Annotated in this window: 14 protein-coding genes; 7 read left to right on the forward strand and 7 right to left on the reverse strand. The window is 60.6% G+C overall.

What is annotated here, in order from left to right; all coding sequences use genetic code 11:
- The first annotated feature begins 244 nt into the window (after window positions 1–244).
- The 5 genes from AB4O08_RS13695 (at window position 245) to AB4O08_RS13715 (ending at window position 5,477) form a co-directional block, all read left to right on the forward strand.
- Window positions 245–940, forward strand: a complete 696-nt coding sequence (locus AB4O08_RS13695) for a FadR/GntR family transcriptional regulator (RefSeq protein ID WP_010207405.1) — start codon at window positions 245–247, stop codon at window positions 938–940.
- Window positions 941–1,061: 121 nt separating this feature from the next.
- Window positions 1,062–1,391, forward strand: coding sequence for a thioredoxin TrxA (gene trxA, locus AB4O08_RS13700; protein WP_010207403.1), 330 nt, complete (start codon window positions 1,062–1,064; stop codon window positions 1,389–1,391).
- Between the two features lie 235 nt (window positions 1,392–1,626).
- On the forward strand, window positions 1,627–2,886 hold the full coding sequence (gene rho, locus AB4O08_RS13705) for a transcription termination factor Rho (RefSeq protein WP_003176825.1): 1,260 nt from the start codon (window positions 1,627–1,629) through the stop codon (window positions 2,884–2,886).
- 156 nt (window positions 2,887–3,042) lie between these two features.
- Window positions 3,043–4,509, forward strand: a complete 1,467-nt coding sequence (gene ubiD / locus AB4O08_RS13710) for a 4-hydroxy-3-polyprenylbenzoate decarboxylase (protein WP_003176824.1) — start codon at window positions 3,043–3,045, stop codon at window positions 4,507–4,509.
- Window positions 4,509–5,477, forward strand: a complete 969-nt coding sequence (locus tag AB4O08_RS13715; protein ID WP_010207400.1) for a CDP-6-deoxy-delta-3,4-glucoseen reductase — start codon at window positions 4,509–4,511, stop codon at window positions 5,475–5,477. Before ubiD ends, AB4O08_RS13715 begins: the two co-directional genes overlap by 1 nt.
- A gap of 147 nt (window positions 5,478–5,624) precedes the next feature.
- On the opposite strand, the gene AB4O08_RS13720 is transcribed toward AB4O08_RS13715, so the two are convergent.
- Window positions 5,625–6,107, reverse strand: coding sequence for a hypothetical protein (locus AB4O08_RS13720; RefSeq protein WP_010207399.1), 483 nt, complete (start codon window positions 6,105–6,107; stop codon window positions 5,625–5,627).
- Between the two features lie 297 nt (window positions 6,108–6,404).
- Between AB4O08_RS13720 and AB4O08_RS13725 the strand changes: the two genes are divergently transcribed.
- Window positions 6,405–7,058: a gamma-glutamylcyclotransferase gene (locus AB4O08_RS13725; protein ID WP_021492624.1), complete on the forward strand. Its 654-nt coding sequence runs from the start codon at window positions 6,405–6,407 to the stop codon at window positions 7,056–7,058.
- Here AB4O08_RS13725 and glpT read toward each other — a convergent pair.
- Together glpT and AB4O08_RS13735 are read right to left on the reverse strand one after the other, a co-directional pair.
- Window positions 7,055–8,392, reverse strand: a complete 1,338-nt coding sequence (gene glpT, locus AB4O08_RS13730; protein WP_010207397.1) for a glycerol-3-phosphate transporter — start codon at window positions 8,390–8,392, stop codon at window positions 7,055–7,057. The genes AB4O08_RS13725 and glpT overlap by 4 nt on opposite strands.
- Before the next feature lie 283 nt (window positions 8,393–8,675).
- A complete protein-coding gene (locus tag AB4O08_RS13735) occupies window positions 8,676–9,662 on the reverse strand; it encodes an NADPH:quinone oxidoreductase family protein (protein ID WP_042570922.1) in 987 nt (328 codons plus the stop codon).
- Window positions 9,663–9,812: 150 nt separating this feature from the next.
- Here AB4O08_RS13735 and AB4O08_RS13740 point away from each other — a divergent pair, with 150 nt between their 5' ends.
- Window positions 9,813–10,220, forward strand: a complete 408-nt coding sequence (locus AB4O08_RS13740; RefSeq protein WP_010207395.1) for a flagellar basal body-associated protein FliL — start codon at window positions 9,813–9,815, stop codon at window positions 10,218–10,220.
- 52 nt (window positions 10,221–10,272) lie between these two features.
- On the opposite strand, the gene AB4O08_RS13745 is transcribed toward AB4O08_RS13740, so the two are convergent.
- The 4 genes from AB4O08_RS13745 to AB4O08_RS13760 form a co-directional block, all read right to left on the reverse strand.
- Window positions 10,273–11,388, reverse strand: coding sequence for an ABC transporter permease (locus tag AB4O08_RS13745; protein ID WP_460114183.1), 1,116 nt, complete (start codon window positions 11,386–11,388; stop codon window positions 10,273–10,275).
- Window positions 11,388–14,105, reverse strand: coding sequence for a ribosome-associated ATPase/putative transporter RbbA (gene rbbA / locus AB4O08_RS13750; protein ID WP_236266738.1), 2,718 nt, complete (start codon window positions 14,103–14,105; stop codon window positions 11,388–11,390). The genes AB4O08_RS13745 and rbbA overlap by 1 nt, the downstream gene beginning before the upstream one ends.
- Window positions 14,102–15,067 carry an HlyD family secretion protein gene (locus tag AB4O08_RS13755; protein ID WP_021492627.1) on the reverse strand — a complete coding sequence of 322 codons (966 nt, stop codon included), beginning with the start codon at window positions 15,065–15,067 and terminating at the stop codon, window positions 14,102–14,104. The genes rbbA and AB4O08_RS13755 overlap by 4 nt, the downstream gene beginning before the upstream one ends.
- Before the next feature lie 69 nt (window positions 15,068–15,136).
- Window positions 15,137–15,586: an EVE domain-containing protein gene (locus AB4O08_RS13760; protein ID WP_021492628.1), complete on the reverse strand. Its 450-nt coding sequence runs from the start codon at window positions 15,584–15,586 to the stop codon at window positions 15,137–15,139.
- Window positions 15,587–15,649: the final 63 nt, after the last annotated feature.

Here is a 15,649-nt window from a genome sequence, read left to right on the forward strand (position 1 = left end):
GAGAAGGGCGAAGGAATTTTCTGGATTTGCTCAGTGCACAGCCCATGCCATCACTCTCAATAAAGCCTGCAAGCCAGGGATTTATTGCGTTGCGATGGTCGGACTGGTCTGAACAGTTCGCGGGTTTTTCGCACCCTTTTCGAGCGTCGGCAAAACCTCGCGAGCCCCTTTGGGGCGTGGCTTGCCGCCGACGGCGAATAGCTTTACAACTAGCCGCTCAGTTGACTGGAACCTTGAGTTTTCTATGAATTCCATCGCCCAAGCCGTACCGGAAGCGGCCCTGCAGGCCATTCGCAAACTGATCAAGGACCAGGGCTTCGGGCCGGGCGATGCCTTGCCGTCGCAACGGGATCTGGCAGTGCAATTGGGGGTGAGCCGAGCGTCGTTGCGCGAGGCGTTGTCGTCCTTGAGTGCCCTGGGTGTGGTCAGTGTTCAGCCTGGCAAGGGTGTGTTCGTGCAGGCGGCCGAGGAGTCGCCGGGGTTTACCTGGCCCTTTGCGGCTCAGGCCACGCCGCTGGATATCTTCCAGTTGCGCTATGCGCTGGAAGGGTTTGCGGCGGGGTTGGCGGCGGTGACGCTGACTGTCGATGAGCTGGACAGCCTGGAAGATAACGTTGAGGCCATGCGCAAGGTGCTCAAGGCCGGCGACTTTGAAGCCGCTGCCCGGCTGGACTTCGAATTCCACCAGCGCGTCCTGCTGGCCAGCGGTAATCAGGCGATGGTGAGCATCCTGAGTGCCAGCGCCGAGGTGTTCCTGGAGAGCCAGAAGCTACCGTTCATCCGGCCGGAGCGGGCCATGGAAACCTGGCAGGAACATCGCAGGATCCTGCGCGCCCTGGCCCGGCGCGCCAGTGCGGCGGCGCAGAAAAGCATGCAGGAACACGTGCGCAATGCGGCGTTGCGCACGGGCATTGCCTTCGTGACTCCCGTCACGCCGTGAGTTGGGCTATACCCAAACTCATGCACCGCCATAGCAAGACTCAATCAGAGGCGGCTTCCTGAACGGTGGAAGGGCGGCTATGATGGGCCACGTTTTTTTTGCTTACAATCCGGAGACATCCATGAGCAACGATCTTATCAAGCACGTCACCGACGCGACCTTTGAGGCCGAAGTACTCAAGGCTCAAGGCCCGGTGCTGGTTGACTACTGGGCTGAATGGTGCGGCCCTTGCAAAATGATCGCTCCAGTCCTGGACGACATTGCGACCACCTACGAAGGCAAGCTGACCATTGCCAAGCTGAACATCGACGACAACCAGGAAACCCCGGCCAAGCACGGCGTGCGTGGTATCCCGACCCTGATGCTGTTCAAGGACGGTAACGTCGAAGCGACCAAAGTAGGCGCGCTGTCGAAGTCTCAGTTGCAAGCGTTCCTTGACGCGAACATCTAAGAGTCGTCAAAAAGGCCCCGCAAAATAGCGGGGCTTTTTCGTGAAACAGGGCTAGACGCTCCGAAACTCAGGTGGTACATTCGGCCCCGCACTGGTTTCTCCACTGCCCCCTGCATGCCGTCGCCGACGCACTCCTTTTCGATTAGTACGCGATCCTGTCGCCTTCTCTGCGGCGCGGCCTCATTAAGCCAAAAGCTTAATTTCCCCCCTCCATAAATGATTACGTCATTCCTATATGAATCTGACTGAACTCAAGCAAAAGCCGATTACCGACCTGCTCCAGCTGGCCGAAGAAATGGGCATAGAAAATATGGCCCGTTCGCGCAAGCAGGACGTGATTTTCTCCCTGCTGAAAAAGCACGCGAAAAGCGGCGAGGAAATCTCCGGTGATGGCGTGCTGGAGATTCTCCAGGACGGCTTCGGCTTCCTCCGCTCTGCTGACGCCTCCTATCTTGCCGGCCCAGACGATATCTACGTCTCGCCGAGCCAGATCCGTCGCTTCAACTTGCGCACCGGTGACACCATCGTTGGCAAGATCCGCCCTCCGAAGGAAGGCGAGCGTTACTTCGCCCTGCTCAAGGTCGACACGATCAACTTCGATCGTCCCGAGAACGCGAAGAACAAGATTCTCTTCGAGAACCTGACCCCGCTGTTCCCGACCGTGCGCATGAAGATGGAAGCCGGTAACGGTTCCACCGAAGACTTGACCGGTCGTGTGATCGACCTGTGCGCCCCGATCGGCAAAGGCCAGCGTGGTCTGATCGTTGCACCGCCGAAAGCCGGTAAGACCATCATGCTGCAGAACATTGCAGCGAACATCGCGCGTAACAATCCTGAAGTTCACCTGATCGTGCTGTTGATCGATGAGCGTCCGGAAGAAGTGACCGAAATGCAGCGCACCGTGCGCGGCGAAGTGGTTGCCTCCACGTTCGATGAACCGCCAACCCGTCACGTACAGGTTGCCGAAATGGTGATCGAGAAGGCCAAGCGCCTGGTCGAACACAAGAAGGACGTGGTGATCCTGCTCGACTCCATCACCCGTCTGGCCCGTGCCTACAACACCGTGATCCCGAGCTCCGGCAAGGTATTGACCGGTGGTGTCGATGCCCACGCCCTGGAGAAACCGAAGCGTTTCTTCGGCGCCGCGCGGAACATCGAAGAAGGCGGCTCGCTGACCATTATCGCCACCGCATTGGTTGAAACCGGTTCGAAGATGGACGAAGTGATCTACGAAGAGTTCAAGGGTACCGGTAACATGGAACTGCCCCTGGACCGTCGCATCGCGGAAAAACGCGTGTTCCCGGCGATCAACATCAACCGCTCCGGCACCCGCCGCGAAGAGTTGCTGACCGCCGACGACGAACTGCAGCGCATGTGGATTCTGCGCAAGCTGCTGCACCCGATGGATGAAGTGGCTGCCATCGAGTTCCTGATCGACAAGCTGAAAACCACCAAGACCAACGACGAGTTCTTCCTGTCGATGAAGCGTAAGTAATACGACGTTTCAGGTCCGAAAGAATGGCGCCCTCAGGGGTGCCATTTTTTTTGTGCCGTTTTTTAAGCATTCTCCGTAACCAAATACATCGCGATAAGCTGCCAGCCGCCGCCATAGCAGGTAGGATGTACGCCTATTTTACGGGTGGCATGGTTAATGAAATTCAAGGATCTTCGGGATTTCGTGCAGCAACTTGAGCAGCGCGGAGAGTTGAAACGTATCCAGATGCCGATTTCCCCGGTGCTGGAAATGACTGAGATTTGCGACCGTACCTTGCGTAACAAGGGCCCGGCGCTGCTGTTCGAGAACCCGACCGGCTTTGATATCCCGGTGCTCGGCAACCTGTTCGGTACGCCCGAACGCGTGGCCTTTGGCATGGGCGCCGAGTCAGTCAGCGAATTGCGCGAGATTGGCAAGTTGCTGGCCTTCCTCAAGGAGCCCGAGCCGCCCAAGGGGCTCAAGGATGCCTGGTCGAAGCTGCCGATCTTCCGCAAGATCATTGCCATGGCCCCCAAAGTGGTCAAGGACGCGGTGTGCCAGGAAGTAGTCATCGAAGGCGATGATGTCGACCTGGCCATGCTCCCGGTGCAAACCTGCTGGCCTGGCGACGTCGGCCCGCTGATCACCTGGGGCCTGACCGTCACCAAAGGTCCGAACAAGGATCGCCAGAACCTCGGTATCTACCGCCAGCAAGTGATCGGCCGCAATAAGGTGATCATGCGTTGGTTGAGCCACCGTGGCGGCGCGTTGGACTTCCGCGAATGGTGCGAAAAACACCCCGGCAAGCCGTTCCCGGTCTCCGTGGCACTGGGTGCCGACCCGGCCACCATCCTCGGCGCCGTGACCCCGGTGCCCGACAGTCTGTCCGAATATGCCTTCGCCGGCCTGTTGCGCGGTAACCGCACCGAACTGGTGAAGTGCCGCGGCAACGACCTGCAAGTACCGGCCACTGCCGAAATCATCCTGGAAGGCGTGATTCATCCGGGTGAAATGGCCGATGAAGGCCCGTACGGCGACCACACCGGCTACTACAACGAAGTCGACAGCTTCCCGGTGTTCACCGTCGAGCGCATCACCCACCGGATCAAGCCGATCTACCACAGCACCTACACCGGCCGTCCGCCGGATGAGCCGGCTATCCTGGGCGTGGCGCTCAACGAAGTGTTCGTGCCGATCCTGCAGAAGCAATTCCCGGAGATCACCGACTTCTACCTGCCGCCGGAAGGCTGCTCGTACCGCATGGCCATCGTGACCATGAAGAAGTCGTACCCAGGCCACGCCAAGCGGGTAATGCTCGGTGTGTGGTCGTTTTTGCGACAGTTCATGTACACCAAGTTCGTTATTGTCACCGATGACGACATCAATGCCCGCGACTGGAACGACGTGATCTGGGCCATCACCACGCGTATGGACCCCAAGCGCGACACGGTGATGATCGACAACACGCCGATCGACTACCTCGACTTCGCCTCGCCGGTGTCGGGCCTGGGTTCGAAGATGGGCCTGGACGCCACCCACAAGTGGCCGGGTGAAACCACCCGCGAGTGGGGCCGGGTGATCGTCAAGGATGAAGCCGTCACCGCCCGTGTCGATGCGATCTGGAAAGAATTGGGAATAGATTGATGCGAGTAACCCTGCAACCTTCCGGCGCCGTGCTGGAGCTGGTCCCTGGCGAGCGAATCCTCGAAGGCGCGCGCCGCCTGGGCTACGAATGCCCCCAGGCCTGCCGCAACGGCGTGTGCCATGTGTGCGCCGCGCTCTTGGTGGAAGGCCGGGTGCAGCAGGCCGGTGAAGTGCGTGATCACGGCGAGTTCTACACCTGTATCGCCGAGCCGCTGGAAGATTGCATTGTGTTGTGGGATGGCGTGCTGGCGCCGGGAGAGTTGCCGTTGCGCAAGTTGTCGTGCCAATTGAGTGAATGCGTCGAGGTGGGTGGCGATGTGTGGCGCGTGCGCCTGCGTGCGCCGGCCGGCAAGGCGGTGCGTTACCACGCCGGGCAATACCTGATGATCGAGCGCGAGAACGGTGAGCAGTCCGCGTTCTCCCTGGCCTCGGCACCCCATGCCGGGCGCGAGCTGGAGCTGCATGTGCTGGCCCGCGAGGACAGCGCGCGCACCTTGCTTGCGCAACTGCAACGCAACCAAATGGCTCGCGTAGAGCTGCCTTTTGGGGATACTCACCTGGCCGAGCTGCCGGACGGGCCGCTGGTGTTGATCGCCGCTGGCACCGGCATGGCGCAGATGCACAGCCTGATCGAGCATTGCCGCGCCTCCGGCTTCAAGCACCCTGTCCACCTGTACTGGGGCGTGCGCCGTCCGGAAGATTTCTATCAGATCGAACACTGGGACCAGTGGCTGCAACTGCCCAACCTGTTCCTGCACAAAGTCGTCAGCGACCTGTGCGGTTGGGAAGGGCGCTGCGGGCTGTTGCATGAAGCGGTGTGCGAAGACATTGCCGACCTCAAGTCGGTGCACGTCTACGCCAGCGGTTCACCGGCGATGATATACGGCACCCTGGATGCGCTGGTGGATGCCGGTATGGACGCGCACCAGATGCGTGCGGACGTGTTTGCTTACGCCCCTCGGCCCTGAAGCGATCACCTGCATCACGGATGTACGCTGATCAAACTGTGGGAGCGGGCTTGCTCGCGAAAGCGGTGGGTCAGTCAGTGCATGTGTCACTGAACCACCGCATTCGCGAGCAAGCCCGCTCCCACAGTGGACTGCGTCGTGTTTGTGTCAGAAGCGCACGCCTGTGGTCACCATCGCGGCATTGAACCCCAGCAACACTAATTCCGCCGCCACTGGCCCGTAATGGGTGCCCACCGACGGAATGATCACCGGCGCTACGCCAAAACGGTTCAACGGGATCTTGTCGCGGTACTTGCCGCGATAGCCCTGGATCGCCCCGCCCGTCAGCTTCACATACACCGGGTAGTCGGCCATATCGTAGCGCTTGCCTGCGTACGCATAGTACGAGCGCTGCCGGAACGAGTTGCGAAACGTCGCCCCGCCATACACAAAGCCTGACGCTTCATTGCGTTCCAGGCCGATCAGGTCCTGGTTGTTGTTGTGCTCGGGGTCGGGCGCAAAATGCCGGGTGTAGACGCTCGTCTGTGCGTACCAGAAGCCTTTGTCGTCATCGGTTGCGGGTATTTCGCCCGCCAGTGCGGTGGTGGCCTGGGCCAGGAACAGCAGGCCAGGCAGTCGGAATCTTTTCATGGGTACGACCTCGATAGTCGGTGTGATGGACGGCTAGGTGGGTCGTGATGGGTGTGCACTATTTTGACGGTTTGGTGCGCTCCCAGGCTGAACCGGGGCTGAAAGTGACGGAATTGGCACGCGTAATGCTGACGAATGGCTGTCGGGCATATATCCGTACTTATTCACTTACGGTATTTAGTGTCTTATACAAATGTCCTTAAGCTATATCTGAGACAGGCGGCTTATTGCTGCAGGTTTTATTACGGTAAAGTTGCTTACAACTGGTAATACATAGGAGGCGTAACGCTCTTCGTCATGACCGCCATTGAAACTGATCTTTTGCAATTGGCTTACCCTCCGCGGCTCGATCTTGGGCCGCAACTCACTCACGAACAGTTAATGAGCTCGATGCAGGCCACCATGGCCCTGCATAAGGGTGGGCCGGTCTGGCTTTTCGCTTATGGTTCGCTGATCTGGCGCCCTGAATGCTCGTCGACCGAGCGGATGCGGGCACGGGTTCATGGTTATCACCGGGGCCTGTACCTGTGGTCCCATGAGCATCGGGGAACACCGGAAATTCCGGGGTTGGTCTTTGGGCTGGATCGCGGCGGCTCCTGCAGCGGGTTTGCCTACCGCTTGCCGGAAGATCAGCTGGAGGCCTCGCTTTACGCTTTGTGGCAGCGCGAGATGCCTTATCCCTCCTACCGACCGCATTGGCTCAGTTGCCGTCTCGAAGATGGCAGTACGGTGCAGGCGTTGGGATTTGTCTTGGAGCGGCACTTGCCCAGCTATGCCGGCAACTTGCCCGACGTTGTGCTGAACCATGTGTTGCAGAGCGCTTGCGGGCGTTACGGCACGACTCGCGATTATGTCGAGCAGACCGTCAACGCCCTGCGTAGCCACGCCATGCCAGATAAGAACCTGGAGGCGCGGCTCAAGCGTTGTGCAAAGAGTTGCTCAGGCGGTTAGCGCGCCGAGCTGACGCTGTTGGTGTGCCACAGCGTTGGGATCAAGAAGGCGATGGCCAATAGACACGCGCCGATCAGCAGCACGAAACCACCGTCCCAGCCGAAATGGTCCACGGTGTAGCCCATGGCCGCACTGGCCGCCACCGAACCCCCCAGATAACCGAACAGACCGGTGAAACCCGCGGCGGTGCCGGCGGCTTTCTTCGGTGCCAGTTCCAGCGCCTGTAGGCCGATCAGCATCACCGGGCCATAGATCAGGAAGCCAATGGAGAACAGCGCGATCATGTCGACCATCGGGTTGCCCGGCGGGTTGAGCCAGTACACCAGGGTCGCCACGGTCACCAGTGCCATGAACACAATGCCGGTGAGGCCACGGTTGCCACGGAAGATCTTGTCCGACATCCAGCCGCACAGCAGGGTGCCCGGAATACCGGCCCACTCGTAGAAGAAGTACGCCCACGACGACTTGTCGACCGTGAAGTGCTTGGCTTCTTTCAAGTAGGTCGGCGCCCAGTCCAGCACGCCGTAGCGCAGCAGGTAGACGAATACGTTGGCGAAGGCGATGTACCACAGCATTTTGTTACGCAGCACGTATTTGACGAAGATTTCCTTGGCGCTGAATTCGTCTTCGTGGCTGGCGTCGTAACCTTCCGGGTAGTCGTTCTTGTATTTCTCGATAGGCGGCAGGCCTACCGATTGCGGGGTGTCGCGCATGGTAATGAAGGCAAACGCCGCCACCAGCAATGCCACGGTGGCCGGCACGTAGAACGCCGCATGCCAGTCGTTGAACCAAGCCATGCCCAGCAGGAACAGCGGACCGATCAGGCCGCCGCCGACGTTATGCGCCACGTTCCATACGGAAACCACGCCGCCACGTTCTTTCTGCGACCACCAGTGCACCATGGTGCGCCCACTTGGCGGCCAGCCCATGCCTTGGGCCCAACCGTTGATGAACAGCAAAATGAACATCATGGTCACGCTGGACGTCGCCCAAGGTGCGAAACCGAAAATGAACATCACCCCGGCGGAAACCAGCAGGCCGAAGGGCAGGAAGTAGCGTGGGTTGGAGCGGTCGGACACCAGGCCCATGAGGAACTTGGACAGGCCGTAGGCAATCGCAATAGCCGACATCGCCAGGCCGAGTTCGCCTCGGGTATAACCCTCGTCGATCAGGTAGGGCATAGCCAGGGAGAAGTTCTTGCGCAGCAGGTAGTACCCGGCGTACCCGAAGAAAATGCCGGCGAAGATCTGCCAGCGCAGGCGTCGGTAGGTACTGTCTATTTTTTCTTCAGGCAGGGGCGCCTGATGTGCGGCAGGACGAAAGAAAGCAAACATTCAAGAGCTCCAAATTTCTTGTTTTGACTGCGGATGCGAATGTTACAGTTTCGTTACCGAAAATAGCATCGCCTCTTATCTGCAAACACAGGAAATGAGAGCAATTGCATGTTCTCTTATGAACATGTCGCGATTAGATAAGTGCTGGTCGTGATTGAGTTTGTGAGACGCTGGAGATCCAAAGGTAGGAGCGGGCTTGCTCGCGAAAGCGGTGGGTCAGCCAGTGCATGTGTCACTGAACCACCGCATTCGCGAGCAAGCCCGCTCCCACATTGACCGCATTTCACATCGTTGAGCGAGTTTGCACGACTACCTTGCCCACCGCCTTGCGCTGTCCCAAATCATTAATTGCCTGGGCGGCCTGTTCCAGCGGATACACCTGGGACACCAACGGCTTCAACTTGCCCTCGGCATACCACGTGAACAGCTGTTGGAAATTCGCCGCATTGTCCTGCGGCTGGCGCTGGGCAAACGAGCCCCAGAACACCCCAACCACCGCCGCGCCCTTGAGCAGCGCCAGGTTCACCGGCAGCTCCGGAATGCGCCCGCTGGCAAACCCCACCACCAGCAAACGGCCGTTCCAGGCAATGGCGCGGATCGCCTGATCAAATAGGTCGCCACCCACCGGGTCGTAGATCACATCGGCGCCGTTGCCGTCGGTGAGGCGCTTGATTTCGTCTTTCAGGCTGGCTTCGCTGTAGTTGATCAGCTCATCGGCGCCGGCGGCCTTGGCCACTTCGAGTTTATCGGCGCTACTGGCAGCAGCGATCACCCGTGCGCCCATGGCTTTGCCGATTTCCACGGCGGCCAGGCCCACGCCACCGGAGGCGCCGAGTACCAACAGGGTTTCGCCGGGTTGCAGGTTGGCCCGTTGTTTCAGCGCGTGCATGGACGTGCCGTAGGTCATGCTGAAAGCCGCTGCAGTGTTGAAGTCCATGCTCGGTGGGATCGGCAGCACGTTGTAGCTGGGCACTGCGACTTGCTCGGCAAAGCTGCCCCAGCCCGTCAGCGCCATGACGCGGTCACCGACGTTCAAGTGGCTGACCTTTTCTCCCACTTCACTGACCACGCCCGCCGCTTCGCCACCCGGCGAAAACGGGAAGGGCGGTTTGAACTGGTACTTGCCCTCGATGATCAGCGTGTCCGGGAAATTGACCCCGGCGGCATGCACGTCCAACAGGATCTCGTTCTTCTTGATCGTTGGGCTTGCGACATCTTCCAGCACCAGGGTTTCGGCAGGGCCGAAGGCTTTGCACAGCACAGCTTTCATCGGACTATTCCTTTTGGCGTCGTGGCCGATAAGTGTAGGAGGGCAGGCGCGTGGGTCAACAAGCATGCCCCGGCCTGATAAGCCGCCATAAGCTTGTGCTCAGCCTTGCTAGCGTTATGCTACCCGGCAACCGAATTTGAGGAATGAACTGTGAAAGCGTGGATCCTGTTGATGCTGGCCCTGACCTTGCCGATGGCAGCCCAGGCCGAAGAAGCCAAAGAAGGCGAGGCGCCGAAGGTCAGCTATATCAGCCTGAGCCCGCCGTTCGTGGGTAACTATGGCCTGGATGGCACGGCGAAACTCAAGGTATTCAAGGCCGACATCGCTTTGCGCGTGACGGGCGCCGAAGCGGCGGCACTGGTGAAAGCCAATGATCCATTGATCCGCAACCAGCTGGTAGCGCTGTTCACCCAGCAGACCAACGAGGCCATGAGCACCGTCGAAGGCAAGGAAAAGCTGCGCCAGGAAGCGCTCAAGCAAACCCAACAAGTGATGAGCGACGAGACGGGCAAGCCGGTGGTGGAAGACCTGTTGTTCAACAACCTGATCATCCAGTAATCCACCTAAGCCCCACGGGGCCTGGCTTCTATTGTGAGCAGGCTCCGGCAGGCTACGACGCGAGGCTCTTGCGGAACCTCGCCAACGCCACTGCAAAAAACAGCAACCCAATCCCCGCCAGCGCCAGCACGTCCGGCCACACCACGCTCACGCCTGCATCGCGAAACAGAATCGCCGCGCTTAAACTCACAAAGTGCGTCGATGGCGAGCCCTGCATCACCCACTGCAACCACTCGGGCATGCTGTCCAGCGGCGTGCTGCCGCCTGAGAGCAGTAGCATTGGAATAATGACTGGAATCGCCAGCAGGCCGAACTGCGGTGTCGAGCGGGCAAGCGTCGCGAGGAAAATCCCCAGCGCCGTACTGGCAAACAGGTACAGCGCCGTCACGAACAGGAACAGCCCCAGCGACCCGGCCAGCGGCACGCCAAGCAGTCCTTTGACCACCACTTCCAGCGACAGCCAGGTGCACAGCACCACCACCAGCATATTGCTCCAGATTTTTGCCAACATGATCTCCAGCGCCGTCAGCGGCAGCACCAGCAAATGGTCGAGGGTACCGTGCTCGCGTTCGCGCAGCAGCGCGGTGCCGGTCAGGATAATGGCGAGAATAGTGATGTTGTTGACGATCTGGATCACCGCCAGGAACCAGCCGCCTTCCAGGTTGGTGTTGAACAGCGCGCGGGTAGTGATCAGGGCGGGCGCCTGGTTGGCGGCGGCTTGCCCGCTATAGGTCAGCAGTTCCCGCTGGAAAATCCGCCCGATATAGCCCGCGCCCATGAACGCTTGGCTCATCGCCGTGGCGTCGACATTCACCTGCACGCCCGGTTGGCGCCCTGCCAGCAGGTCTGCCTGGAAGTTCGCCGGCACATTGATCACGAAGGTGTATTCGCCGCTGTCCATGACCTTGTCCAACTGGTCATAGGCCAAAGGAATGGGCGCTTGAAACTCGGGCGGCTGCAGCGCCTCGGCCATCTGGCGGGAGAGCGAGCTGTGGTCTTCATCGACAAATGCCACGCTGGCATTGTGCACGCCGATCACTGAACCGGCGGCGGGCATATAGATGGCGACGGTGAAGGCGTAGAACAGAAACAGCAGCAACACGCCGTCGTGGCGCAGGCTGGTCAGTTCCTTTATGCCCAGACGCAGGATGTGCGCGAACTTATGCATCAGGCCTCCTGCTTCTTGAGCATGATCAGGCTCAGTCCGGTGAACCCGACGAAAAACCCGAACAGCGCCAAGCACTGTGGCCACAACTGGCGCAGGTCCAGGGCCTTGGTGAACGTGCCCACGGCGATATCCAGGAAATGCCCTGCCGGGAACAGCATGCCCATCAATGCCGCCGCACCTTCCAGGGACGAGCGCGGCACGATCAGCCCGGAGAACTGGATGGTCGGCAGACTGGTGATGATCATGGTGCCGAGGATCGCCGCGATCTGCGTACGGGTGAACGCAGAAATCAGCAGGCCCATGCTGGTGGTCGCCAGCACGTAGAGCAGGCCGCCAAACGCCAGCGTCAGGCCGCTGCCCTTGAACGGCACGCCGAACAGCCAGCGGTTCATTGCCACCAATACCGCCAGGTTGACCAGGCTCACGGCCAGGTACGGCGTTTGTTTGCCGAGCAGGAATTCCAGACGGGTCAGCGGCGTGGCGTAGAAGTTGGTGATAGAGCCCAACTCCTTCTCGCGCACGATGCCGAGGGCGGTGAGCATCGCCGGGATGAACGCCAGGATCAGCGCCATCACACCGGGGCCGATGGCGTTGACGCTGACCACGTCCTGGTTATAGCGAAAGCGCGTTTCCAGCTTGGCGGCCGCTGGGTGGTTGCGGGGCAGGCTGCTCAGTTCGGCCAGTTGCTGCAGGTTCTCCTGGTGCACGGCCTCTACATAGTTACGGCTGGTTTCCGCGCGAAACGGCATGCCGCCATCGAGCCATGCGGCTACGCTGGGCTGGCGACCGGCGTAGAGGTCGCGACCAAAACCGGGAGGGATCTCCAGGGCCAGTTTGATTTCCGAGCGTTGCAGGCGCCGGTGCAGTTCATTCGAGTCCCGGATGGGCGTCTGCTCGGCGAAATAGCGTGAACTGCGAAACCCCTCCAGGTAGGCACGGCTTTGCGGCGTCTGGTCCTGGTCGTAGACGGCGAAGGCGAGGTTTTCCACATCCAGGGAAATGCCGTAGCCGAAGATCACCATCATGAACATCGCGCCCAGCAGCGCGAAGGCCATGCGTACTTTGTCGCGCAGCAGTTCCTTGCCTTCGCGGCTGGCCACGGCTAACAGGCGAGCCAGGCTGAAACCGCGTTTGCTCACGGGCGGCGCGCCGGTTTCGCTGACGGTTGCGGTGGGGGCATCGGATTTGGCTTCGCCTTGAGCCTGTTCCAGGCAGGTGACGAACGCTGCTTCCAGCGTATCGCCGTGGAATTGCCGTTGCAGCGCATCCGGCGTATCGCAGGCCAGCACCTCGCCCGCGTGCATCAGGGAGATGCGGTCGCAGCGCTGGGCTTCGTTCATAAAGTGGGTGGACAGGAAGATGGTCACACCTTGTTCGCGGGACAGCTCGATCAGCAACCGCCAGAAGTCATCCCGTGCGGCCGGGTCGACGCCCGACGTGGGTTCGTCGAGGATCAGCACTTCCGGGCGATGCAGCACCGCCACCGCCAATGACAAGCGCTGGCGCAGGCCGAGGGGCAGTTCACCGGACGGTTGTTCGGCGACGTCACCGAGATCGAAGCGCTGGATCAGCTCATCAATGCGCGGGCCACTCTCGGCCTTGGGTAAGTCGAACAGTTGCGCATGCAGCACCAGGTTCTGGCGCACGCTGAGCTCGCCATACAGTGAGAAGCTTTGCGACATGAAACCCACGCGCTTGCGGGTCGCCAGGTCCTTGGCGTTGACCGGGTTGCCCAGCAGGGTCGCGCTGCCTTCGGTGGCGGGCATCAGCCCGGTGAGCACCTTCATGGTGGTGGTCTTGCCGCAGCCGTTGGAGCCGAGGAAGCCGAAGATCTCGCCTCGGCCGATGGCGAAGCTGACCTTGTTTACCGCCGTGAAATCGCCGAAACGCAGGGTCAGGTCGTGGGCTTCGATGGCGATGTCGGTGGTGTCGCTTTCTCGCGGTGGGATCAGCAGCGGCTGGTTGCTGTGGGCGCTGTTGCCCTGGAAGTGGGTGAAGGCCTCGTCCAGTTTGCCGCTGGGTGTTGCGTCAGCCAATTCACTGCTCAGCCCGTCCGCAATCAGCTTGCCGCGATCGAGCATCAGGCAATGTTCGAATTGCTCGGCTTCCTCCATGTAGGCCGTGGCCACCAGCAGTGTCAGTTGCGGGCGTTCGCCGCGTACGCTTTCGACTAGCTCCCAGAAGCGTCTGCGTGAAAGCGGGTCGACGCCGGTGGTGGGCTCGTCGAGGATCAACAAGTCCGGGTCGTGGATCAGCGCGCAACACAGGCCGAGCTTTTGTTTCATTCCTCCGGAGAGTTTGCCGGCCGGGCGGTCGGCGAAGCGCGCAAGGTCGGTGGACAGCAGCAGGTTGTGCATGCGCTGTTCGCAGTCGGCTTTCGACAGGCCAAACAGTGTGGCAAAGAAACGGATGTTTTCGCTGATGGACAACTCGGGATACAAGTTGCCGCCCAGCCCTTGAGGCATGAAGGCGATGCGCGGGTACAGGCTATTGCGGTGGCGGCGATCTTCAATCGCACCGCCAAGCACGTTCAACTGACCGTCCTGAAGCTTTTTAACCCCGGCGATCAAGCCCAGCAGGCTCGACTTGCCCGCGCCATCCGGGCCGATCAACCCGCAGCGCGTACCGGCCGGCAGGTTGAAAGTGATGTCGACCAGGGCCTGTTGCTGGCCGTAGCGGTGGTTGATCCCCGTCGCCTGCAGCGCCAGGGCGCTCATCGCAGGTTGGCCGGCCAGTCGATGTCAGCCGTGCGCACGTAGCCTGCGCCGGGCATGCCGGGTTTGGCTTGCGGCACGGCGCTGGGTTGGGTCAGGCGCAGTTTGACGCGAAACACCAGTTTCTGGCGTTCGTCGCGGGTTTCCACTTCTTTGGGCGTGAACTGGGATTTGGCGGCTACAAAGCTGATCTTGGCCGGCAGTGGTTGGTCGGGCAGGGCATCGAGCAGGATGCGTGCGTCGCTGCCAACGGTGAGGCGGCCGGTGACGGAGGCGGGCAGGTAGAGGTTCATGTATTGGTCGTTGGGATCGATCAGCAACAGTACGCGTCCTCCCGCGCCCAGCACTTCGCCAGGCTCGGCCAGACGCAATTGGATAATCCCGTCGATGGGCGCGCGCAGGCTGCTGTCATCGATCTCGCTGGTGAGTTGGGCCACCTGGGCTTGGGCTGCGCCGATGGCGGCTTTCACCGAGGCTACCTGGGCTTGTGCGGCAACCACCGCCGCATTGCCGGTGTTCTGACGCGCTTGCTGCTGGTCGATCAGTTGGCTGCTGGCGAAGCCGCGCTTGTACAACTCTTGGGTGCGCCTGAGTTCCTGGTTCGCCAGCAGTTGTTCGCTTTGTCGCAGTTGCACATTGGCTTCGGCAGCGGCGAAGTTTTCCTTGGCGCGCAGTACTTCGGCTTCGGCCTGTGCGCGTTGGGCTTCCAGCGTGCGGGTGTCCATGCGTGCAAGTAGCTGGCCCTTGAGCACCTTGTCGCCTTCGTCCACCCGCACTTCGGCGAGGCGCCCGGGGATCTTGGCGGCAATCTGCACTTCGGTGGATTCCAGGCGGCCATTGCCCATGCTCAGGCCCTCGGGCAGGCGGTCCTGAGTGGAGCGCCAGTAGCCGAAGCCACCGGCACCCAACAACAGGGCGATGAGGGCGATGGCGAAAAGACGGGAGGTGTGGTGATTCGTCGACATGGCTGCTTCCTGCGGCATTAGCGTCCTAGTTTGAACGGTTTGCCCCGGCGGGGCCTTGATACCGATCAGTTAAAGCAAATTGATCACGGCAGCCCATTGCTCGGGCGTGACGGCCATCACCGACAACCGGCTGCCTTTTTGTACCAGGGGCAGTTCGGCCAGGGCGGTTTGCTGCTTCAGGTAACCAAGGCCCAGCACTTTGGGAAAAGTCTGGACATGGGCGACGGTGATCGCGCTCCACGGATTTTTTTCCGGGGTGGCTTTGGCGTCGAAGTAGTGGCTTTCGGGCTCCAGCGCGGTCGGGTCCGGGTAGGCCGCTTCAACGATTTTACCGATGCCGGCAATGCCGGGCTCCGGGCAGCTGGAGTGGTAGAAGAAAAACAGGTCACCCACCGCCATGGCACGCAGGAAGTTGCGCGCCTGGTAGTTGCGCACCCCGTCCCAGCGGGCTTCGCCGAGCTTTTCCAGGCCTTTGATAGAGAGTTCGTCGGGCTCGGATTTCATCAGCCAATAGGCCATTTTTGGGCTCCTGAAAAAAGCAGTGGGCAAGTTGTCAGGCAATTTGATGACAAACCGACAGTC

This window comes from Pseudomonas sp. H3_E07 (assembly GCF_054668895.1).

Coding starts and splice junctions, on each gene's coding strand:
- AB4O08_RS13695 (WP_010207405.1), top strand. CDS start 245: ATGAATTCCATCGCCCAAGCCGTACCGGAAGCGGCCCTGCAGGCCATT.
- trxA (WP_010207403.1), top strand. CDS start 1,062: ATGAGCAACGATCTTATCAAGCACGTCACCGACGCGACCTTTGAGGCC.
- rho (WP_003176825.1), top strand. CDS start 1,627: ATGAATCTGACTGAACTCAAGCAAAAGCCGATTACCGACCTGCTCCAG.
- ubiD (WP_003176824.1), top strand. CDS start 3,043: ATGAAATTCAAGGATCTTCGGGATTTCGTGCAGCAACTTGAGCAGCGC.
- AB4O08_RS13715 (WP_010207400.1), top strand. CDS start 4,509: ATGCGAGTAACCCTGCAACCTTCCGGCGCCGTGCTGGAGCTGGTCCCT.
- AB4O08_RS13720 (WP_010207399.1), bottom strand. CDS start 6,107: ATGAAAAGATTCCGACTGCCTGGCCTGCTGTTCCTGGCCCAGGCCACC.
- AB4O08_RS13725 (WP_021492624.1), top strand. CDS start 6,405: ATGACCGCCATTGAAACTGATCTTTTGCAATTGGCTTACCCTCCGCGG.
- glpT (WP_010207397.1), bottom strand. CDS start 8,392: ATGTTTGCTTTCTTTCGTCCTGCCGCACATCAGGCGCCCCTGCCTGAA.
- AB4O08_RS13735 (WP_042570922.1), bottom strand. CDS start 9,662: ATGAAAGCTGTGCTGTGCAAAGCCTTCGGCCCTGCCGAAACCCTGGTG.
- AB4O08_RS13745 (WP_460114183.1), bottom strand. CDS start 11,388: ATGCATAAGTTCGCGCACATCCTGCGTCTGGGCATAAAGGAACTGACC.
- rbbA (WP_236266738.1), bottom strand. CDS start 14,105: ATGAGCGCCCTGGCGCTGCAGGCGACGGGGATCAACCACCGCTACGGC.
- AB4O08_RS13755 (WP_021492627.1), bottom strand. CDS start 15,067: ATGTCGACGAATCACCACACCTCCCGTCTTTTCGCCATCGCCCTCATC.
- AB4O08_RS13760 (WP_021492628.1), bottom strand. CDS start 15,586: ATGGCCTATTGGCTGATGAAATCCGAGCCCGACGAACTCTCTATCAAA.